Origin of the sequence: Methanosarcina sp. 1.H.T.1A.1 (assembly GCF_000979295.1) — an archaeon.
In the GTDB taxonomy this organism is placed as follows: domain Archaea; phylum Halobacteriota; class Methanosarcinia; order Methanosarcinales; family Methanosarcinaceae; genus Methanosarcina.
Genome location: NZ_JJQY01000095.1, coordinates 42619 through 59620 on the forward strand (window position 1 = coordinate 42619; position 17002 = coordinate 59620).

Annotated in this window: 15 protein-coding genes; all 15 read left to right on the forward strand. The window is 46.1% G+C overall.

The features are described from left to right. The first annotated feature begins 558 nt into the window (after positions 1-558). The 15 genes from EO95_RS10055 to EO95_RS10125 all read left to right on the forward strand — a co-directional run bounded on the left by EO95_RS10055 (position 559) and on the right by EO95_RS10125 (position 16916). Complete coding sequence (locus EO95_RS10055) at positions 559-2742, forward strand: DUF3160 domain-containing protein (protein ID WP_048134499.1); 2184 nt, start codon at positions 559-561, stop codon at positions 2740-2742. A 216-nt stretch (positions 2743-2958) separates the two neighbouring features. Beyond that, positions 2959-3366 carry a hypothetical protein gene (locus tag EO95_RS10060; RefSeq protein ID WP_235282961.1) on the forward strand — a complete coding sequence of 136 codons (408 nt, stop codon included), beginning with the start codon at positions 2959-2961 and terminating at the stop codon, positions 3364-3366. 527 nt (positions 3367-3893) lie between these two features. Next, entirely contained in the window at positions 3894-4943 is a 1050-nt protein-coding gene (ahbD, locus tag EO95_RS10065) for a heme b synthase (protein ID WP_048134412.1), read from the forward strand. After that, complete coding sequence (ahbA, locus tag EO95_RS10070; RefSeq protein ID WP_048134414.1) at positions 4940-5503, forward strand: siroheme decarboxylase subunit alpha; 564 nt, start codon at positions 4940-4942, stop codon at positions 5501-5503. Before ahbD ends, ahbA begins: the two co-directional genes overlap by 4 nt. A 5-nt stretch (positions 5504-5508) precedes the next feature. After that, the gene (gene ahbB / locus EO95_RS10075; RefSeq protein ID WP_048134415.1) at positions 5509-5967 is read left to right on the forward strand and encodes a siroheme decarboxylase subunit beta; all 459 of its coding nucleotides are present in this window, start codon (positions 5509-5511) and stop codon (positions 5965-5967) included. Positions 5968-6010: 43 nt separating this feature from the next. Continuing rightward, the gene (locus EO95_RS10080; RefSeq protein WP_048134417.1) at positions 6011-6685 is read left to right on the forward strand and encodes a bifunctional precorrin-2 dehydrogenase/sirohydrochlorin ferrochelatase; all 675 of its coding nucleotides are present in this window, start codon (positions 6011-6013) and stop codon (positions 6683-6685) included. 271 nt (positions 6686-6956) lie between these two features. Next, positions 6957-8279 carry a glutamyl-tRNA reductase gene (gene hemA, locus EO95_RS10085; protein ID WP_048134419.1) on the forward strand — a complete coding sequence of 441 codons (1323 nt, stop codon included), beginning with the start codon at positions 6957-6959 and terminating at the stop codon, positions 8277-8279. A 134-nt stretch (positions 8280-8413) separates the two neighbouring features. Further along, complete coding sequence (gene hemB / locus EO95_RS10090) at positions 8414-9388, forward strand: porphobilinogen synthase (protein WP_048134422.1); 975 nt, start codon at positions 8414-8416, stop codon at positions 9386-9388. A 467-nt stretch (positions 9389-9855) separates the two neighbouring features. Next, on the forward strand, positions 9856-11130 hold the full coding sequence (gene hemL, locus EO95_RS10095) for a glutamate-1-semialdehyde 2,1-aminomutase (protein WP_048134424.1): 1275 nt from the start codon (positions 9856-9858) through the stop codon (positions 11128-11130). A 34-nt stretch (positions 11131-11164) separates the two neighbouring features. After that, positions 11165-12118, forward strand: coding sequence for a hydroxymethylbilane synthase (gene hemC, locus EO95_RS10100; RefSeq protein WP_048134426.1), 954 nt, complete (start codon positions 11165-11167; stop codon positions 12116-12118). A 38-nt stretch (positions 12119-12156) separates the two neighbouring features. Next, complete coding sequence (locus tag EO95_RS10105; RefSeq protein WP_048134428.1) at positions 12157-13062, forward strand: dihydroorotate dehydrogenase; 906 nt, start codon at positions 12157-12159, stop codon at positions 13060-13062. After that, positions 13062-13841, forward strand: a complete 780-nt coding sequence (locus tag EO95_RS10110) for a dihydroorotate dehydrogenase electron transfer subunit (protein WP_048134430.1) — start codon at positions 13062-13064, stop codon at positions 13839-13841. Before EO95_RS10105 ends, EO95_RS10110 begins: the two co-directional genes overlap by 1 nt. Before the next feature lie 77 nt (positions 13842-13918). Continuing rightward, entirely contained in the window at positions 13919-14653 is a 735-nt protein-coding gene (locus EO95_RS10115) for a fumarylacetoacetate hydrolase family protein (protein WP_048134432.1), read from the forward strand. Further along, complete coding sequence (locus tag EO95_RS10120) at positions 14653-14958, forward strand: hypothetical protein (protein WP_048134434.1); 306 nt, start codon at positions 14653-14655, stop codon at positions 14956-14958. The genes EO95_RS10115 and EO95_RS10120 overlap by 1 nt, the downstream gene beginning before the upstream one ends. A 242-nt stretch (positions 14959-15200) precedes the next feature. Then, complete coding sequence (locus EO95_RS10125; protein WP_048134504.1) at positions 15201-16916, forward strand: glutamate--tRNA ligase; 1716 nt, start codon at positions 15201-15203, stop codon at positions 16914-16916. Positions 16917-17002 lie beyond the last annotated feature (86 nt).

A 17002-nucleotide genomic window follows, 5' to 3' on the forward strand; every position in this document is an offset into this window, starting at 1 on the left:
TTATCTTTAATTTTCAATCCTTAATACAGACGATCCGGCATGTAGTTACCTGGATTTCAGATTTTGGTTTGAATATCGACGTAAATACCCGAAGACTGGTGACCATTCTTTTTTATCCGCGGAAAACAGCTGTGGTAGCTATTACCTTATAAGTTTTCTGACCAGAGTCTCAAACTATCATAAATTAGAGGGTCGATTACATACTCGAAAATTATGTGAAGCCTGTCAGTTTGATGATCTGGCTAGAAAACTTATATAGAGTCTGTTAAAAGTCAATTATGGAGTTCAAATGTACTTTCCAGCTTCGCCTGAACTCCACGTTCCAGAGGCGTGATTATGCCGGTTTTGAGGGTCTCAAGGCTTGCCTGGTCATGCCTTCCGGGAAACGTTACTTAAATTTTTTAGTTTTTTCTTTATTTACCTGCTTCAGTTAAAATGTGAGGGATTTTCTTGAAAATAAGGGCACTGATAGTCTTCTTACTGTTGTTTTCGCTGATCTCCGGATCAGGCTGCATCGACAGCCGCAGCGGGTCGGCCAATGAGACCGGACCGGAAGAAATGGCAGATAACCTGGACGGTTCATTTAATGATACCTTAGGACCGGAAGAAGTAATAGATGATCAGGACAGTTCATTTAATTATGCCGCAGAAGCTGCTCCTGAAGAAACCTTCTCTGAAAAGAGCAATACCCTTGAAAAGCAAAGCTCCTTTTCCGGATATTACAGTAAAGAAAATCTGCAGTTCGAGCCTGAAGTTCCTGCTTATTCTCTGCCCCTAAAGGCTTCCGAAATTGCAAATTATAACGATTTCACTCAGAAAATTCCCCTTACAAACGAAAGCAGAAATTTGCTGTACAAAAACGGGTTTGTTGTACTTGCAGGTGAAGATTCCGAAAATCAATTGATAGCAGGGAAGACACTGGTAAATGAAACTTACCGAGACCTGAAAATAGCTGATGTTCCTATCTTCATTACGTCGGATTCTCTTCTTCACCTTTATCACATCCAGTTTGATGAGACGCTAAAAAGGGTAGAATCTGAGGAATTTTACTCCGAGCTCTGGAAACTTGACAAAGCTCTTCTTGAAGCCTCCATATATGATTATAACAGCGCATCAGGAGGGAAAAAGGAAGCTGCAAGAAGAAATGTTGCATACTTTGCGGTCGCTTTGAGCCTGCTCCAGCCAGAAGAGAATCAGATAAAGTCTCAGTTTAAGGTTCCTGAATTTGTAAAAGATGATGTTGAAGCCGAGCTTGCTCTTATAGAATCTCATGAAGGCTTTGAAGCCTCTCCTATTTTCAAGTACAACGAAGATTATTCTCAGTATGTGCCCAGAGGACACTACACTAACTCGGAAATCCTGGAGAAATATTTCAAGGCCATGATGTGGCACGGTCGAATAAGTATGTTCCTTCAGTCGGACATGATTACTGAAGAAGAATCAACGGCAGAAGAATTAGCTGCAGAGTACCAGGAAAATGAAGAAAGAATTCAGACTATGCAGGCCTTTTTAATTTCTGACCATTTTGACAGGAGCAAAAACCTCCGGGCAAGGTGGGACAGAATTTACTATGTGACGGCTTTCTATGTCGGGTTTTCCGATGATCTCGGGCCCTATGAATATGCAGAAGCTCTGGATACTGTTTTTGGGAATGATAGGTCCGGAGTGAGTTTTGACAATGAAAGCCTTGCAAAACTGATAACCGAGCTGGATAAATATGAAAGCCCCAAAATCTACGGCGGAACCGGGAAACTAATTCCGGCAGGCTCTGAAACTGAAAACGAAACCTTTGAGGCCGCAAAAGGGTTCCGGTTCATGGGTCAGCGCTACATTCCTGACTCCTATATTCTCCAGAAGCTCAATCCTCCCGCCCTGAACATCATGGGCCTCCTTGGTTCTGAAAGGGCCAGAGAACACCTGAAAAATATGGGTGTTTCCGAAAATGAAGAATACAAAAACCGCTACCGGTCTCTCGAAAAAGAATTTGGGGCTTTTGATGAAGAGGACTGGAATAAAAACCTCTACTGGGCTCAACTATATGCTTTAAAGCCTCTCCTTGTAAGCTATCCCGAAGGGTATCCCACCTTCATGCAAAATAAAGCCTGGGAAGATAAACAGCTTAATGCAGCCCTTGCTTCCTGGACCGAGCTCAGGCATGATACCATCCTCTATGCAAAGCAGGAGTACTTTACAGGTCCTCCTCCCCCGAAAGAGAAACGTGTTCAGGGATATGTGGAACCAGTTCCAGAATTTTATGCAAGGATGCTTGCCCTTACTAAAATGGCACACAGCGGGCTGGCGGAAATGGAAGTTCTTGATGAACAGTCAGATGAAGATTTCACAACTCTTGAAAACACTCTTGAAATACTGCTGGAAATCTCTATTAAAGAGCTTGAAAACAAAGAACTGACAGATGCAGAGTACAAATTCATCAGGAATTTCGGACAAAACATAGCTCCAATGCTTGAGAATGTGGATATAAAGTCTCAGATGTCCACTCTGGTTGCGGATGTTTACACATCTCCCGCCGGAGTTCTGGAAGAAGGGACCGGAAAACTGGACCTGATAGTTGTAGCCTATAAGCAGCCGGATGGCAGGATCGTACTTGGAGCAGGCCCTGTAATGAGTTATTATGAGTTCTTGCAGCCTCCGGGAAAAAGATTGACGGATGAAGAGTGGAGAGAAATGCTTAAAAATAATCCTCCTGAAAGGCCGGAATGGATTAATTCCTTTAGGGGGTAAAAGATGCTATCCTGGATAGCCTATCTTTTTCATCCATTTTTTTCTTGTTAAGAATACGCGTTGATAATACAAACAAAAGCGAGGAACCTCTCCTGAAGTGTGCAATTATGAAGCATAATTTTCAGAAGGAACGCCTTCGCATATATACAGAACAACAAAAATTGTTATTTTGCTACTTTACAAAGGAGTGATAAGGTGAGTCTATTTAATAAAATAATGGCAGTAGTTTTAATTTTCTTTTTCTTTATGATGTTTCTTATTATAGCACCACTGGCGTTCACGACAATCGAACCACTTTATACAATCACGAATTATGATGAACACCCACATAACGCAACCGTCAGAATTACTGGATACAACGGAGAGTATTTTGAAGAAACAAATTATCAGCTCAATTCAGGACAAACTGTAAGTGTAGAAAAACCAAAAAAGCTTTTACTAAAATGGTCAAACCCATTTAAGGATGGGTACTTGTACTTCGCATCCGGGGATTATCATTACCATATTGTATCTGAAAATATGTCAGCAACCTATTATTCAACTCCACACCTTACAAACACTGTAATCTTTGAACTAATCAATGAAAGTGGAGAATTCAACGTGTCCATTACAGAAATGACGTAAAAAAGGAATAATTAAAAAATGGGGCCAGACTCACATAAAACCTATTTTGAAGTAGTTTATTCCTGTTTTTAGTAAGCTTCTTTTTTGCAAGCTTTTCAGTAATCTTAAGACTGGCCCCCCCACTAACGCTCAACTTCCAAATGCTATATCGTTATCCAGAAATTATTTCCCTACCGGGCTGCGGATTCTCAAACTGATGTAATCTGTCCGAGCATCCCTCTGATCAGGCGGAGATTGTAAGTATCATAATAATATAGTAATAAAATCTTCAGCCCACCATTCGGATGAATACATGACTTCCTCTTCTCTTTTCACAGGTCATTGTTTGAAATGACAGAATATTAATATTACTTTATTAATATGACCTCTCAAGTTTTAATTAGATTAACTTTAAGTAAAATTGGTTCTGATTTCTATTCAGTCTTCAGATTATGATTTTTACTTCCTAATTATCATTAATTTGTAAATCTCATTTCCCTCTGACTTCCATTAAATCTCTGACTTCCATTAATATAAACCATTAATCTCTGATTGCCATGACAAATGCACCAAGACTTATCGCATGGGAACTTACTGCGGGCTGCAATCTGAACTGCGTGCACTGCAGGGGAGCTTCTACTTCCTCGGTTCCTGAAGGTGAGCTTACAACTGAAGAAGCTAAGCATTTCATTGACGAAGTTGTAGAGCTTGGAAAACCAATTCTCATCCTTAGCGGAGGCGAACCTCTCACCAGAGCGGATGTCTTCGAGATCGCACGTTACGGGACTGATGCCGGGCTCAGAGTAGTGCTCGCAACAAATGGCACTCTTCTTACTCCTGAGCTTGTGGATAAATTAAGAGATGCCGGGGTGCAGAGGCTCAGCATAAGTATCGACGGAGCGATTGCAAAGACCCATGATGAGTTCCGTGGCATGCCGGGAGCCTTTGATAGAACTCTTGCAGGCATCGAAGTCCTCAGGAAAGCAGATTTTCCTTTCCAGATCAATACAGCGATTTCAAGGCGCAACCTTGAGGAGATCCCGAGAACCTTTGAGCTTGCAAAAGAGCTCGGGGCAGTTGCGTACCATGTCTTTTTCCTTGTGCCCACAGGCAGGGGGGAAGAATCCGATGAGGTTTCCCCTGTGGACTACGAGCGTGTTCTGCACTGGTTCTATGACATGCAAAAAGAATCGGAAATCCAGCTGAAAGCGACCTGTGCTCCCCACTATTTCAGGATAATGCGCCAGAGGGCAAAAAAAGAAGGCATCGAGATCTCCGTAAAAACCCATGGCTACGAAGCCATGACAAAGGGCTGCCTCGGAGGGACTGGCTTCTGCTTCGTATCAAGCGTTGGAGAGGTCTATCCCTGCGGCTACCTTCCCGTACTGGCTGGAAATATCAGGGAACAGTCTTTCAGGGACGTCTGGGAAAACTCCGAGGTCTTCAGGAAATTGAGAGATCCCGAAGAGCTTAAAGGAAAGTGCGGGATTTGTGAATACAAAAAAGTCTGCGCAGGCTGCAGGGCAAGAGCCTATGCTGCTACGGGCGACTATCTCGAAGAAGAGCCTTACTGTATTTACAGGCCTGGGAAAAAATGATAGTGATCCAGATGATTGACATTGATAATTTAAAAGATCAGCTCAAGAAAGAGGCTGCCGATTTTTCCTGTGATATGGATCCTTATGACAGGGAAGTTCCGGTAATAGAACTTGACGAAACCGATAAGAAAATCCTCAACCTGGTCCAGCAGGAAGTCCCCCTCGAAGTCGAACCTTTTGCAAGGTTAGGCGAGATTCTCGGGCTTCCGGAAACTGAAGTCATTGAAAGGCTGCGTGAACTCAACATGAAAGGGGCAGTAAGAAGGGTAGGCCCTATCCTCAGCATGAGAAATATGGGGGGCGTAAGTACTCTTGTAGCCCTGAAAGTGCCTGAGTCCCGCATAGAGGAAGTTGCTATTTTTATTAACGAGTATCCTGAAGTTTCCCATAATTATCTCAGAAGTGCTGCACAATATAATCTCTGGTTTACGCTTTCTGCTCCTAATAAAAACAGGCTTGAGAGGATTCTCAGCGAAATTCGGGAGAAAACAGGCTGTCCTCTTCTTGATCTTCCTACAAAGCACCTGTTTAAGATCCAGGTAAAGTTTGATATCAGGTGAAAAAAATGGATAAAACGGATGTAAAACTGCTAAAACTCGTGCAGGACGGAATTCCGATTACACACTCTCCCTTCAGGGGATTTGCTGCCGAACTTGGAATCAGTGAACAGGAGGTTGTTGACAGGCTTAAAAGCCTCCAGAAAGCCGGGAAGATCCGTCGCTTTGCGGCTTCAATCGGGCACAGAGCCATAGGCATAACAGCCAATGCAATGTGTGTCTGGAATGTCCCGGATGAGCAGATCGAAACGGTAGGGAATATCATGGCTGAATTTCCCGAAGTTACGCACTGTTATGAACGCCCCCGTTATCCTGACTGGCAGTACAACCTGTTTACAATGGTCCATTCCTATACTCCCGAAGACTGCGAAAAAGTGGCTGAAAGGATTTCGGAAGCTACCGGAGTTAAGGATTATACCCTTTTCTTCAGTGACAGGGAGTTCAAGAAAACAGGAGTCAGGCTTTAAGGGCTGACTAATTAATTCATCTTATATATCGAGGTCCCTGAAAATGGCTGGAACAAATAATTTTCTCCCCCTAATGCTTGACCTTTCAGGCAGGAAAATCGTGATTTTCGGAGGCGGTTCTGTTGGGGAGCGCAAGGCTGAGCTTTTCTGCGGCTGTGCGGATACTGTCGTTGTCAGCCTTGATTTCTCCGAAAGGCTGCAGGAACTTGGAGCATCAGGGCAGGCAAGGCTGCTCCGGCTTGACCTTACGGCGGCAGCGGATTCCGAGCTAAGGGAAATCATTTCAGGGGCTTTTCTTGTTATTCCTGCAACCAGCAGTTCCGAACTTAACCGGAAAATCACTGATATTGCAGGGGAAAGCGATATTTTGATTAATCAGGTGGATGCTTTAGGTAATGTTGTAATCCCATCAGTCATCAAAAGAGGAGACCTTGTGATAGGGATCTCCACCCTTGGGCACAGTCCTGCGGTCTCTAAATACACCCGCAGGCAGATCGAAGGCGTGATAACTCCTGCATATTCCGATATGATCCGGCTTCAGGACGAGTTAAGGACTTACCTCAAACTGCACATAAAGGAGCAGAGGAAAAGGAAAGCCCTTCTCTGGAAAGTCCTTGAAAGCGAAAGTGTCTGGAATGGCTTTTCCGAATCATATGAAAAGGCAGCAGAAATCGCATATGCCATAATCTCAGATAATTTCGGAAATTCCGACCTGTAAAATCAGGCTGGAGGTTCACAGGCACATGCAGAGTATATTGAAAGGAAAAGGGTTACTCTGCGAAAGGAAACGTTCTGTGAATGAAAATGCTTTAAATAATTACCCTTTATATAGAAACCCTTAAGTGAAAAATGGCTGATGATTCTTTAATTACCCTTTATATAGAAACCCTTAAGTGAAAAATGGTTGAGGATTTCTGGACAAAGTTTAATTTACAACTCCTTATATTATTCATTCTATTTCCTGTATTCATTCTATCCGGAGGCTCTCTGTGACAGAAATCTCAAGTATGGTTATATCCCATAAAAAAGCGAAGGTTGAGGAAATGGAATCCGCCTGGCACGGAGATCTGGACGGGCTGCTCCATAACCTGTACAACCATGAGTATGTGTACGAGTGCGTCGTCTTAAAAACCTGCAACCGTGTTGAAATTTACATAGTTTCCCCCAAAAGCAGCAGTATACTTTTCTCTTTTGCAAAGGAAATGGGAGCTTCCACCCACATCATCGACTTTTATGGGCACGACGAGTCTCTGGAACACCTGCTCAGGCTTTCAGGGGGACTCGAGTCCATGATTGTAGGAGAAGACCAGATCCTGGGGCAGATAAAGGATCTCTATGCCTATTCCAAGAAAGCCGGGACAACCGGAAAAATCCTTGATACGGCTTTTGAAAAGGCTATCCAGGTGGGCAAGAAGATCCGGAACGAGACCCTGATCAATAAGGGTTCGGTTTCCATAGGTTCTGCAGCTGTAGACCTTGCTGAAGATATCTTCGGGGGGCTCACAGGAAAATCCGTGCTTGTTATCGGAGCCGGGGAAATCGGAGTCCTGGTTGCAAAGGCTCTTGCCGAAAAGGATATCGAAGCTATTTACATTGCAAACCGCACGTTTAAGAAAGCCGAAGAAATCGCCTACGAGCTAGGAGGTCACGCGGTCAAGCTTGATGATATCAGGTCCTATCTCCCGGGTGCGGATGTCGTGATCAGCGGCACTGGAGCTCCCCATTATATCCTTACGCGGGAGATTATTGAAAAAGCCGTGAAGGACAGGGATCGAAAACTTCTTCTTATCGATATCGCAAATCCCAGGGATATTGAGGAATCCGTCGCGGAACTCGAAAATGTTGAGCTCTGCAATATCGATAACCTGAGGGTCATCAGTGAAAGGACCCTGAAGATGCGAAAAGAAGAAGCAAAAAAGGCTGAAGCCATTATCCAGGACGAAATCCGGCTTTTAAATCTCCAGTACAAACGCCAGAAAGCTGACCGTTTGATTTCCGAGCTTTACCGGCAGGTCTATGATGTCCGCGTAAGGGAACGGGAAAAAGCAGTTAACCGGCTCAGTGCCTATCATACTATAGGGGAGATCGAAACCGAGGTGCTTGATGATCTCACTCATTCAATTGTCAACAAGATCCTGGCCGAGCCTACCAAAGTCCTCCGCCAGGCTGCAGAACTCGGAAACGAAGAGTTTCTTGATGTGGTTTCAAAGGTCTTCTGCCTCGATAAAGACAGGGTGAGGGTTGAAAACGTGAAACCCGGCTGCACAAAAGAACAGGCACAGGTTAAAGAGCAATATGCTGTAAAAGATTAAGGCCGAAACGTAAAGGAAAGCAGAAGCAATTACAGGCAGAAATAATCTCCAAATTAAAGCAATTCACAGGTAAAGCAGTTAATATTTCTTAACGAATTCACAGGTAAAACAATTCATATTTCAGGAGTGATCACATGTTTCCAGAAGTCAGGTTAAGAAGGTTGAGGACGGGAAAAATCAGGGACCTTGTGCGGGAGACTACCTTATCCGCAAACGACCTGGTCATGCCTATTTTTGTAAACGAGAATATCGATTCCCCAGTTGAGATTTCCTCCATGCCCGGAATATACAATCTTCCTCTCTCAGAAGTTGCAAAAGAGGCAAAAGAGATTGCAGAGCTTGGGATTCCTGCAGTGATCCTTTTTGGAGTGCCTGCATTCAAGGACGCAGAGGGCAGCTCTTCCTGCGGGGAAACTGACGTCATTCAGGAAGCTGTCAGAAGAATCAAAGCCGAACTCGGAGACAAACTTGTAGTGATCACGGATATCTGCATGTGTGAGTATACAAGCCACGGGCACTGCGGGATAATCGACTTTGAAACTAAAGAAGTCCTTAACGACCCTACTCTTGAAGTCCTCGGAAGAATTGCTATCAGCCATGCAAAAGCCGGAGCTGATATGGTAGCTCCTTCGGGAATGATGGACGGAATGGTAGACGCAATCCGGCAGGCGCTTGACTTCAGCGGCTTTGAGAATATTCCTATTATGTCCTATGCCGCAAAATACCATTCTTCTTTCTACGGACCTTTCAGGGAAGCTGCTGAATCGGGGTATTCCTTCGGGGACCGCTCGACCTACCAGATGGACCCTGCAAACAGTGACGAGGCTCTCCGGGAAGTAACCCTTGATGTGGCAGAAGGGGCAGACATCCTGATGGTAAAGCCTGCGCTTCCCTACCTGGATATCATATACCGGGTCAAGAGTGAGTTCGGGATGCCAACAGCCGCATACAACGTAAGCGGGGAGTATTCCATGATCAAGGCAGCCGCAGCCAATGGATGGATTGATGAGAAAAAAGCCATGTACGAGTCCCTTATTTCGATCAAGAGGGCAGGGGCGGATTTCATCATTACTTACTTTGCAAAGGATGCTGCTCGGATGCTGAAGTAACTGCTTTCTTTTCAGGCATTCCTGTTTTTAGGAGGTTTCAGTCAGGGTTTTCTTTCCCGCCTCCTTTTCTTACCTTTTGTTTTTAAGCCTGTCTTTTGCCTGTATGCTATTATCAATGGCTTCCATCAATAACTGCTTAATAGGTGAAGGCTCTGTTATAAAGATAATAAGGAGCACAGAAAAGAGCATTAGCTTAATCCAGAAGCTCACTCCTGAAAGCCCACTTGAAAAATAAAGCCTGCTTTGCTTAAAGATTAACTTTAAGTCAGGAATTTATTTCAGTCCGGGAATTGACCTTTATTTCAGGTCTTTTTAACTCAAAAGTTCCTTTAATTTACTCAATTTAATCCAGTCCCTTTAATTTACTCAATTTAATTTACTCAATTTAATCTAGTCCCTTTAATTTACTCAATTTAATCTATTTACAGTCCTTTATTGAACATTTAAGTCCATCCGGTGAGATTTCCATGACGTTTGAGGTAACACTTGATAAGTCCAGACAGATGTATGAGAAAGCAAAGACCCTCATCCCTGGTGGGGTTAGCAGTCCGGTGCGCGCAATCAAACCCTATCCTTTCTATACCGCTTCTGCGGACGGTTCGAAGATAAGGGACCTTGACGGAAACGAATATATTGACTACTGCCTTGCCTACGGTCCTGCTATCCTCGGGCACAACCATCCGGTAATAAAGGAGGCAATAAAAACTCAGCTCGATAAAGGCTGGCTCTACGGAACTCCTACCGAGCTTGAGGTAACCCTCGCAGAAAAGGTTGCAGGCTATTATCCCAGCATTGATATGCTCCGTTTCGTTTCTACAGGCACGGAAGCCACCATGAGTGCCCTTCGCCTTGCCCGCGGCTTTACACGCCGAAATAAATTCATCAAGATTGAAGGCGGGTTTCACGGCGCCCATGATGCGGTGCTCGTAAAGGCCGGTTCAGGGGCTACTACCCTTGGAGAGCCCGATTCCCTCGGCATTCCTGCAGATTTCACCAAACATACCCTGCAGGCTCCGTATAATGATATTGAAACAATGACCGAACTTGTGGAAAAGAATAGGGACGACCTTGCAGCAGTGATCATAGAGCCTGTAATGGGGAATATAGGCCCTGTTCTCCCGTTACCCGGATACCTGGAAGAACTCAGAAAGCTCACGCTGGAAAATGATGTACTTCTCATTTTCGATGAGGTTATTACCGGGTTCAGGCTCGCAATGGGCGGGGCGCAGGAATACTTCGGGGTCGTGCCTGACATGACCACCCTCGGAAAGATCGTAGGCGGGGGCATGCCAATAGGGGTCTTTGGCGGCCGCCGGGAAATTATGGAAATGATCGCACCTTCCGGGCCTGTCTATCAGGCAGGGACCTTCAGCGGAAGCCCCTGCTCGGTGGCAGCTGGCATTGCCATGCTTGATTACCTGAAAGAGGAAAATATTCACGCAAAGCTGAATTCAACCGGAGATTACATGCGCACTGTGCTCTCGGAAATCGTTGAGGACGAAGGACTTGACTATAATGTGTGCGGAATTGCTTCCATGTTCAAGATTTTCTTCGGGGCAGAGCCTCATAATTACCAGGAGGTCCTGAAGTGTGACAAGGATGGCTACTTTGCATTCTTCCACAGGATGCTTGCAAGCGGGGTTTTCCTGCCTCCGTCCCAGTTTGAGACTAACTTCATATCTGCAGCCCACAGCGAAGAAGACCTTGAAAAGACCCTTGAAGCTTATATGGAAAATCTCTGAAGATTTTATCTTTTAAAACGTTTGAGGATTCCAAATGATCATAGGTACCCGGGGCAGCCAGCTTGCGCTTGCCCAGACCGAGAATGTTGCACGCCTTCTCAAGGAACAGGGCGTTGAAACCAGTATTAAGATTATAAAAACCAGCGGAGACCGGTTTACTGACCGTCCCCTGCATGCCGTATCCGGAGGAGTCGGGGCTTTTGTCCGGGAACTGGACGATGTCATGCTTGCAGGAGAGGTCGACATCGCTGTCCATTCGATGAAGGACATGCCCACAATCCGCCCGCCGGAGCTTCCTACTGCCGCAGTTCTGAAGCGTGACACTCCATTTGATGTCCTGATTACATACGATGGGACTACTCTTGACGAACTGCCTGAACAGTCCATTATAGGCACCAGCTCCCTGAGAAGGGCTGCCCAGATCAAGCGTTACAGGCCTGACCTTATTACTCAGGAGCTCAGAGGCAATATCGACACCAGGCTCAGGAGGCTTAAAGAAGGGCAGTATGACGGTATTCTGCTCGCGAAGGCAGGGTTTGAGCGTATGGGCTGGGACCTTGAAGGAGAAATCCTTTCCCCTGGGTTTTTCTGCCCTTCCCCGAACCAGGGCACGGTTGCAGTGGTGACAAGGGCAGGCACTGAGGCTGAAGCTGCGGTTTCCAAACTTGATCATACCGAGAGCCGGATTGTTACTGAACTCGAACGCATCCTGATCTCTGAACTTGGAGGGGGCTGTACAACTCCTATTGGCTCCTATGCCGAGCTTAAACCTGATAAGAAAGAAATTCATGTTCTGGCTGAAGTCCTTTCCCTGGATGGCAGAGAAGTTGTCCGGGTTGAGGAGTCTATCCCGATGATTGGTGGTATTGAGAGAGCCAGGAAACTGGGGCACAGGCTTGTGGAGATGGGGGGTAAGAGGCTGGCGGAAGAAGCGCTCCTTCAGATCTCCGGAGACGCCTGCGGTACAGAAGGTTCATACGATTATTGATACAGAGACTGCCCGCGGGCAGGAAATGGAGTTATGTAATGTATACTCTCACCGGACTTAAATTAAAAAACCCGACCATTCTTGCAGCCGGGGTGCTCGGGACAACCGGCGCTTCCCTCTGCAGGGTTGCGCGTGAAGGGGGCGCAGGTGCAGTTGTGACCAAATCCATAGGTCCCACCCCGAAAACCGGACACCACAACCCCAGCATGGTCAGGCTGGACTGCGGCTTTTTAAATGCTATGGGGCTTCCGAACCCTTCCTATCCCAGCTTCCTGCAGGAGCTCGAGTTTGCAAAAAATAACTCTCCAGCTCCGGTAATTGCAAGCATTTTCGGCGGGAATCCGTCTGAGTTTGCTGAAGTTGCTCAGGGCTTGCTTCCTGCAAAGCCTGATGCCTTCGAGCTGAACGTGAGCTGCCCCCACGCTGAAGGTTATGGGGCTGCAATCGGTTCAAACCCCTGCCTGGTAGAGGCAGTTACGGCGGCTGTGAAAGATGTTGTTAACGTTCCTGTCTGGGTCAAGCTGACCCCCAATGTTGCAGATATTACCTGTATAGGGACTGCAGCCGAATCCGGGGGAGCGGACGCCGTTGTTGCGATCAACACAGTAAAAGGAATGGCTATTGATATTGAATCCGGATATCCTGTGCTTGGAAACCGTTCAGGAGGGCTCTCTGGAAAGGCTGTCAAGCCCGTAGCCGTCAAATGCGTCTACGACCTCTACACTGCCCTGGAAATACCGGTGATCGGTGTAGGAGGAGTTTCTTCCTGGGAAGATGCCGTGGAAATGATGATGGCAGGGGCAACCGCTGTCCAGGTCGGGTCTGCGGTATATGACCGGCTGGATATCTTCTCTGAAATCGGTGCAGGAATAGAGGCTTTCCTTGAGAGGAAAGGTTATTCGGATATAAAGAAAATTATAGGGCTTGCCCACGAGATGGTCTGATGCTTCCTCTTAATGCTACAATAACACAGATAACTGAAGAATCCCCTGCTGTCAGGACTTTTTTCTTTGACCCCAGGTTTGAGGATATGGGGCCGGGGCAGTTTGTAATGGTCTGGATCAGGGGCGTGGACGAGATTCCTATGGGCCTTTCCAGAAATAATTCCATAACTGTCCAGAAGGTAGGGGAGGCAACCTCAAAGCTCTTTGAGTTAAAAGAAGGAGATTCTTTCGGGCTCAGGGGTCCTTTCGGAAAGGGCTTTACCCTTCCTGTTAAAGGCGAAAAAATACTTGTTATAGCTGGCGGGGTCGGAGCTGCTCCCCTATCTCCTTATGCCGAGGCAGCCTTTGCTGCAGGCGCTGAGGTGCATACTATTCTTGGAGCACGGAGTGCCGGAGACTTGCTTTTTGAAGGGCGATTTGAAGCCCTTGGAAAGGTTTATGTCTCTACCGACGACGGTTCAAAAGGAGTTAAAGGGTTTGTGACTGATGTCCTCAAAAGCCTTGACATGGCAGCCTATGACAGAATTTCAGTCTGCGGCCCTGAAATAATGATGTCTTCGGTTTTCAGGCTCCTTGAAGAGAGAAAGGCTCTGGAAAAGGCAGAGTTCAGCCTCCACCGCTATTTTAAATGCGGCATCGGAGTCTGCGGGGCATGCTGCATAGACCATTCCGGGCTTCGGGTCTGCAAGGACGGGCCTGTGTTTTCCGGGGTTCAACTCATTGGTTCGGAACTCGGAAAATATTCCCGGGATGCCAGTGGGCGAAGAGTTAAAATTTAAGTTTCTATATATCATTTAAAAAAATGAAAGAGAGCAGGTAAAAAGCTCCACGAATACAGGATGAGGAAGGCAAAGATATGATTGGAAGGTTCAGGTCAGGAGATAATATTTTTTATGGGGAAATCGAAGATGGGCGTGTGTATCCCAATGGAGGGATCTCTGCCGGGGCATTTGAACTCTCGGAACTTCGCGTTCTACCACCCTCATTCCCCTCTAAAATCGTCTGTGTTGGCCTGAACTATAAAGATCATGCCGAAGAACTTTCCATGGAAGTCCCTAAATCCCCTGTTCTTTTTTTAAAGCCTCCCTCTGCGGTTATAGGGCATGGGGACAAGATCATTTACCCAGCATCCAGTTCGAGGGTGGACTATGAAGCTGAACTCGCAGTCGTAATCGGAAAGCGCTGCAAGAATATTTCAGCCGAAAAAGCCGAAGACGTGATTGCAGGTTATACCTGTTTTAATGATGTGACTGCACGTGATCTCCAGCAAAAGGATGGGCAGTGGACAAGAGCAAAGAGTTTTGATACTTTTGCAGCATTCGGGCCCTATATCGTCTCTACAGAAGAAATTGATGTTGCTGATGTAAAGATTGCCTGCAGGGTAAACGGGGAAACCAGACAGGAATCAAGCACTTCAAACCTGATTTTTGATATTCCTTATCTCATTGAATTCATTACCGAGATTATGACCCTGGAAGTTGGGGATGTAATAGCTACCGGTACACCTCCTGGAGTTGGTGAACTGCACAGAGGAGATACTGTGGAAGTTGAAATCCAGGGAATCGGAAAACTTAGTAACGAGGTTGTCTGATGCTTCTTGAGCAAATTGGAACTGAACTTGACCTTGCAGAGCGCCACCTGATTGTGCTCAAAAAGGTAATTGAAGAAGGTCCCATAGGAATCCTTAAACTTGCAGAAGTTACCGGGATGCAGAACCATAAGGTGCGTTATTCCCTGAGAGTCCTTGAGCAGGCAAATCTTATCAAGCCTTCAGCTCAGGGTGCGGTGCCAGGGGATGCTGTCCCTAAATTCCTGCAGGATTTTGAGCGGGAGCTAGGTAGTATCAATGAGAAAGTGTCCCGGATACGGGGAATTGAAGTTTCTATTCCGAAGTAAAGGCTTTTGTCTTTGAAAACCCTTTCTGGATGTGCTTTTTTGCAATCCGGGCTTTTCTCCGGAGTTCCGGGCTTCGGTGACTTTTTATAATCCTATTTACATGTTTTTTCCGCAATCACCGGATTCAGCGCATCTTATGGATTTATCCCTTTTTGTGGGTTTATCTATTCAGTTGAACTTGTGTGATATTCTTGTCTCATCTAATCAAGATTTAATCCATGTTTATTTTTGGAGAAGCTCCTATGACCTTAAGTCCTGAAGATCTTAAATCAATAGAAAAATATGCCCTTCAAAATGCTGTAAAATACGGAAAAGCCCCCCAGCCAAAAGCTGTAATGGGCAAGGTAATGGGGGAGTACCCTCAGCTAAGGGCCGATCCCAATGCCGTCTCTGCGGCACTTGAAGCTATTGTTTCAGAAATTGCTAATGGAAACCCTGAAGCCTGGGAAGCCCGGCTGTCGGAAATTGCTCCGGAGCTCATAGAAGCCCTGAGTGTAAAGAAAGAGCCTGACAAGGGTTTAAAACCCCTCGAAGGGGCAGAGACCGGTAAAGTCGTAATGCGCTTTGCCCCTAACCCTAACGGGCCCGGGACCATGGGCAGCGCAAGGGGCATGGTAGTCAATTCCGAGTACGTAAAGATCTATGAAGGCAAGTTTATCCTGCGTTTTGACGATACCGATCCTGATATAAAGCGCCCCATGCTTGAAGCCTATACCTGGTATCTGGACGACTTCAAATGGCTCGGAGTTGTGCCTGACCAGGTTGTCTATGCCTCTGACCATTTCCCTATGTATTATGATTATGCAAAAAAGCTAATTGAGATGGGGAAAGCCTACGTCTGTTTCTGTAAAGGGGAGGACTTCAAACAGTTTAAGGATGCTAAACAGGCCTGCCCGCACAGGGACACAAGCCCTGAAGAAAACCTCATGCACTGGGAAAAGATGCTTGCCGGGGAATATGAAGACCAGCAGGCTGTGCTGCGGATCAAGACCGATATCGAACATAAGGACCCTGCTTTGAGGGACTGGGGCGCATTCAGGATTAGAAAAATGTCCCACCCCCGCCCTGAAATCGGAAACAAATACGTTGTCTGGCCCCTTCTGGACTTTGCAGGCGCTATCGAAGACCATGAGCTCGGCATGACACATATCATCCGGGGCAAAGACCTTATGGACAGCGAAAAGCGGCAGGGCTACATCTACAAATACTTCGGCTGGACATACCCGAAGACCACCCACTGGGGTAGGGTCAAGATCCACGAGTTCGGAAAGTTCAGTACGAGTACCCTGCGCAAATCCATTGAATCCGGAGAATACAGCGGCTGGGACGACCCCCGCCTGCCAACAATCCGGGCAATCAGGCGCCGTGGGATAAGGGCTGAAGCTCTCAAAAAATTCATGATAGAAATGGGAGTCGGGATGACTGACGTGAGTATCAGCATGGAGTCTCTTTACGCCGAAAACCGTAAAATCGTGGACCCCATTGCAAACAGGTACTTCTTTGTCTGGGACCCGGTAGAACTGGAAATTACAGATTCAGAGCCTGCAGTTGCTAAACTTCCGCTACACCCCACTGATCATGCAAGAGGTGTAAGGGAAATTGCCGTAGAAAATAAGGTACTTGTCTGTAAGGACGATGTAGAAAAACTTGAAGTGGGCTCTGTCCTCCGCTTAAAAGATTTCTGTAATATCGAAATCACTTCCCTTTCCCCGCTACAGGCAAAAAGCTCTGATGTTTCTCTTGAAGCCCTTAAAAAAGCAAAAGCAAAGATCCTCCACTGGGCTCCTGTTGACGGAATTTCTGTTAAAGTCCGAGGTCCCGAAGGCGATATCGAAGGAATGGGAGAACACGGGATTGCAGCCGAACTTGACAACATCGTCCAGTTCGAGAGATTCGGATTCTGTAGAATTGATGCCGTAGATGGAGAAAAAGTTGTGGCTTATTTTGCCCACAAGTGATTCCGGAAAATGTGAAGGACAGGGGAAAGAAGAAGGACAGAAAAACTGTCCCTTCTGCTTCCTCTCCTGTTTTCTATTTTTATATT